The sequence below is a fragment of the Criblamydia sequanensis CRIB-18 genome, from assembly GCF_000750955.1.
GTDB lineage: Bacteria > Chlamydiota > Chlamydiia > Chlamydiales > Criblamydiaceae > Criblamydia > Criblamydia sequanensis.
Genome location: NZ_CCEJ010000017.1, coordinates 1 through 5380, shown reverse-complemented (window position 1 = coordinate 5380; position 5380 = coordinate 1). Strand labels below are relative to the sequence as shown.

The following is a 5380-nucleotide window of genomic DNA, read 5'->3' as shown; positions in this document are numbered from 1 at the left end:
TTTTCTTTGAGAATTTGATCTTGGTTCAGATTGAACGCTGGCAGCGTGGATGAGGCATGCAAGTCGAACGAAGTATTTGGGTAACTAGATACTTAGTGGCGAAAGGGTTAGTAATACATGGATAACCTGCCTCTAACTTGGGAATAACGGTTGGAAACGGCCGCTAATACCGAATGTGATGAGAGAAGGCATCTTCTTTTCATTAAAGTGGGGGACTTTTAGCCTCGCGGTTAGAGAAGGGTCCATGGGATATCAGCTAGTTGGTAGGGTAACGGCCTACCAAGGCTAAGACGTCTAGGCGGATTGAGAGATTGACCGCCAACACTGGGACTGAGACACTGCCCAGACTCCTACGGGAGGCTGCAGTCGAGAATCTTTCGCAATGGGCGAAAGCCTGACGAAGCGACGCTGCGTGAGTGATGAAGGCCCTCGGGTCGTAAAGCTCTTTCGCCTGGGAACAAGGGAATCCGGCTAATATCCGGAAGACTTGAGAGTATCAGGTAAAGAAGCACCGGCTAACTCCGTGCCAGCAGCTGCGGTAATACGGAGGGTGCAAGCGTTAATCGGAATTATTGGGCGTAAAGGGTGCGCAGGCGGAAACACAAGTCGGGTGTGAAATCCCGGGGCTCAACCTCGGAACGGCACTCGAAACTGTGTTTCTAGAGGATAGAAGGAGAAAATGGAATTCCACAAGTAGCGGTGAAATGCGTAGATATGTGGAAGAACACCGGTGGCGAAGGCGGTTTTCTATTTTATTCCTGACGCTCATGCACGAAAGTTAGGGGATCAAACAGGATTAGATACCCTGGTAGTCCTAACTGTAAACGATGTGTACTTGGTGTAGCTGGTCTCAACCCCAGCTGTGCCGTAGCCAACGCGTTAAGTACACCGCCTGGGGAGTACAGCCGCAAGGCTGAAACTCAAAAGAATTGACGGGGACCCGCACAAGCAGTGGAGCATGTGGTTTAATTCGATGCAACGCGAAGAACCTTACCTAGGCTTGACATATAGTGGACCGCTTCAGAAATGAAGTTTTTCGTATGAACCGCTATACAGGTGCTGCATGGCTGTCGTCAGCTCGTGCCGTGAGGTGTTGGGTTAAGTCCCGCAACGAGCGCAACCCTTGTCATTAGTTGCCAGCACGTAATGGTGGGAACTCTAATGAGACTGCCTGGGTTAACCAGGAGGAAGGTGAGGATGACGTCAAGTCAGCATGGCCCTTATGCCTAGGGCTACACACGTGCTACAATGGCCGGTACAGAGGGCAGCGAAGCCGCGAGGTGAAGCAAATCCCATAAAGCCGGCCCCAGTTCAGATTGTAGTCTGCAACTCGACTACATGAAGTTGGAATTGCTAGTAATGGCGTATCAGCTACGACGCCGTGAATACGTTCCCGGGTCTTGTACACACCGCCCGTCACATCATGGGAGTTGGTTTTACCCGATGTCACTGACTTAACCGCAAGGGGAGAAGTGCCTAAGGTGAGGCCGATGACTGGGATGAAGTCGTAACAAGGTAGCCCTACCGGAAGGTGGGGCTGGATCACCTCCTTTAAGGACAGGAAGTCATCTACTATAAGTAGAGACAACCGACGGTTGGGCAAACGCATCAGTTTGTTTTGCACATTGTCTTCTTATCGCTGTCAAGCAAATGCTGCACATTGTCTTCTTATCGCTGTTAAACGATATCAAAAATATTAGGCTAATTGCGAATTTCAATACGTTATCAAACGTAGTTGATTAGATCCTGAGAGTGCAGAATTTAGGGGGTTTAGCTCAGCTGGTAGAGCGTCTGATTTGCATTCAGAAGGTCAGGAGTTCGACTCTCCTAACCTCCATATGCGGTTATAGCTCAGTTGGTTAGAGCGCGACACTGATAATGTCGAGGTCCCAAGTTCGAGTCTTGGTAACCGCATTTATATACCCGTGCTACATGCCGGGAAGTTATTTAAAAGGCACATGACATCAAGTAAGTAAAAGAAACAATAAGCGGCATTTTTTATTACAATTTTTTCAAGACGTATAAATTACGTCTTAGGCAAATTCGCTAACAAAAGTGGACGCTTGAGAATAGAAAGCTTAAAAAAATATAACGGCGTTTAGTAGATTTGTTCAAATTTTTTGGTCAAGCTACTAAGGGCTGCTGGTGGATGCCTTGGCATCAAAAGGCGATGAAGGACGCGAAACCTGCGATAATCTTCGGTGAGCTGGAAAAAAGCGTTGACCCGGAGGTTTCCGAATGGGGAAACCCAGTGGGGATAGTTACCCACTATTGCAATCTGAATTCATAGGGTTGCAAGGCAATACCCGCCGAACTGACACATCTAAGTAGGCGGAGGAGAAGAAATCAAATCGAGATTCCCAAAGTAGCGGCGAGCGAACTGGGAAGAGCCCAAACCGAAGTCTTTGGCTTCGGGGTTGTAGGGCTGGCTAAAGGATTATGAAGGCTTAGTCAAACATTTTGGAAAATTTGACGACACAGGGTGATAGTCCCGTAGACGAAAAGCTAACATAACAGGGCCAGTTCCTGAGTAGGGCCGGACACGTGAAACCCGGTCTGAATCTGGGGGGACCACCCTCCAAGGCTAAATACTCATTGATGACCGATAGTGAACCAGTACCGTGAGGGAAAGGTGAAAAGAACCCCTGTTAGGGGAGTGAAATAGAACCTGAAACCAGCAGCTTACAAACGGTCGGAGGCCTATGACCTTTTTAAGGTAATGGCTGACGGCGTGCCTTTTGCATGATGAGCCAGCGAGTTGCGCTATATGGCAAGGTTAAGGGATTTACATTCCGAAGCCGAAGCGAAAGCGAGTGTTAAAAGCGCGAAATAATGAGTCATATGGCGCAGACACGAAACCAAGTGATCTATCCATGGCCAGGTTGAAGCACGAGTAACACCGTGTGGAGGACCGAACTAGTGAACGTTGAAAAGTTCTTGGATGAGCTGTGGATAGGGGTGAAAGGCCAATCAAACTTGGAGATATCTTGTACTCTCCGAAATAACTTTCGGGTTAGCCTCGATCGTAACTCTAAAGGGGTAGAGCACTGAATTCACGCGGGGGCCCACCGGCCTACCAAAGGAAATCAAACTCCGAATACTTTAGAGCAGATCGGGAGATAGACAGTGAGGGATAAGCTTCATTGTCAAAAGGGGAACAGCCCAGACCGTCGATTAAGGCCCCTAATTCTATGCTAAGTGAGTAAGGAAGTGAAGTTTCAAAGACAGTTGGGATGTTGGCTTAGAGGCAGCCATCATTTAAAGAGTGCGTAACAGCTCACCAATCGAGAAACTTTGCGCCGATAATTACCGGGACTAAGCATAGAGCCGAAATCACGGGTTTGCCGTAAGGCAAGCGGTAGGAGAGCGTAGTATGTGCGCTGAAGGTATACTGTGAAGAGTACTGGAGCGCATACTAGTGATTATGCATGGCATGAGTAACGATAAAGGCGGTGAAAATCCGCCTCGCCGAAAATCCAAGGTTTCCAGGGTAAAGTTCGTCTTCCCTGGGTTAGCCGGTCCCTAAGCCGAGGCCGAAAGGCGTAGGCGATGGAAAGCAGGTTAAATATTCCTGCGCCACCTAAGATTTATGGCAATGGACTGACGAAGTGAATGAAGTACGCGGACGATCGGAAGTGTCCGTAGAGATGTGAGGAAGGCTGATAGGAAAACCCGTCAGCGGAATTCCAGGCATAGCTCAAGGGGAACCCACGGGGGAACCGATGGTATGGAAGGAGCTTCCAAGAAATAAGTTCTAGCTGTCGATGGTGACCGTACCAAAACCGACACAGGTGGATGAGATGAATATTCTCAGGCGCGCGAGTGAGCCCTTGTTAAGGAACTCGGCAAATTATCCTCGTAACTTCGGGAGAAGAGGAGCCATTGATGGTGATTCCACTAGCTGGATGAGCTGTCGGTGGCCGCAGAGAAATGACCCAGGCGACTGTTTAACAAAAACACAGCACTATGCAAAGACATTAAGTCGAGGTATATGGTGTGATGCCTGCCCAATGCCAAAAGGTCAAAAGGAGGAGTTAGCATTTCGGTGCGAAGCTCTGAATTTAAGCCCTGGTGAATGGCGGCCGTAACTATAACGGTCCTAAGGTAGCGAAATTCCTTGTCGGGTAAGTTCCGACCTGCACGAATGGTATAACGATCTGGGTGCTGTCTCAACAAGGGGCTCGGTGAAATTGTAGTAGCAGTGAAGATGCTGTTTACCCGCAACTAGACGAAAAGACCCCGTGAACCTTTACTGTACTCTGATATTGGCTTCTGACTTGCCATGTGTAGAATAACCAGGAGACTGTGAAATCGTGTCGTCAGGCACGGTGGAGTCATCGTTGAAATACTGGTCTTGGTAGGTTGGGAGTCTAACGAAATTCCGTGAAACCGGAATTCGGACATTGTCAGACGGGCAGTTTTACTGGGGCGGTATCCTCCTAAAGAGTAACGGAGGAGTCCAAAGCTTGCCTCATCATGGTTGGTAATCATGAGAAGAGCGTAAAGGTATAAGGCAAGTTAACTGCGAGACCTACAAGTCGAGCAGATACGAAAGTAGGGCTTAGTGATCCGGCGGTTGAAAGTGGAATCGCCGTCGCTCAACGGATAAAAGGTACTCCGGGGATAACAGGCTTATCGCTACCAAGAGTTCATATCGACGTAGCGGTTTGGCACCTCGATGTCGACTCATCGCATCCTGGGGCTGAAGAAGGTCCCAAGGGTTTGGCTGTTCGCCAATTAAAGCGGTACGCGAGTTGGGTTCAAAACGTCGTGAGACAGTTTGGTTTCTATCTGTTGTGGGCGTAGGATACTTGAGAGGAGCTGCTTCTAGTACGAGAGGACCGAAGTGGACGAACCAATGGTGATCCGGTTGTTCTGCCAAGGGCATTGCCGGGTAGCTACGTTCGGAAAGGATAAGCGTTGAAAGCATCTAAACGCCAAGCCTCCCTCAAGATAAGGTATCCCAATGAGACACCATGAAGACTACGTGGTTGATAGGTTGGGTGTGTAAGCGCAGTAATGCGTTGAGCTAACCAATACTAATTGTCCAATGGCTTGACCTCCTTTTTTTTAAAGACTGCTAAGAGTAAGACCAATTGACTTAGCAGGTAAAGTGGTCAAAAGTAATACAAATCACAAATATACAAGCGCCGAAAACTTTTTAAGCATAAGTTTTCAAGCGTCCGCTTATGTTAACGATAAATGATGTCGTGTAGCCAATTTTTTCTGGTGACCATAGAGAGAGGGAAATACCTGATCCCATTCCGAACTCAGAAGTCAAGACTCTCATCGCCGATGGTACTGCACGCAAGAGTGTGGAAGAGTAGGTCGTCGCCAGTTTTTCTTTCGCCCTTACAGTTCTCTGTAAGGGCTTTTTTTT

Annotated in this window: 2 tRNA genes and 3 rRNA genes; all 5 read left to right on the top strand. The window is 48.3% G+C overall.

Annotation, left to right across the window (positions count from 1 at the left end):
• Window positions 1-2: 2 nt before the first annotated feature.
• Window positions 3-1553, top strand: a 16S ribosomal RNA gene (locus CSEC_RS12420).
• A 211-nt stretch (window positions 1554-1764) separates the two neighbouring features.
• Window positions 1765-1837: transfer RNA gene (locus tag CSEC_RS12415), tRNA-Ala, on the top strand.
• Between the two features lie 3 nt (window positions 1838-1840).
• Window positions 1841-1914: transfer RNA gene (locus tag CSEC_RS12410), tRNA-Ile, on the top strand.
• 208 nt (window positions 1915-2122) lie between these two features.
• A 23S ribosomal RNA gene (locus tag CSEC_RS12405) occupies window positions 2123-5063 on the top strand.
• A gap of 162 nt (window positions 5064-5225) precedes the next feature.
• A 5S ribosomal RNA gene (rrf, locus tag CSEC_RS12400) occupies window positions 5226-5340 on the top strand.
• Together the 16S, 23S and 5S rRNA genes with 2 tRNA genes alongside form the textbook arrangement of a ribosomal RNA operon.
• Window positions 5341-5380 lie beyond the last annotated feature (40 nt).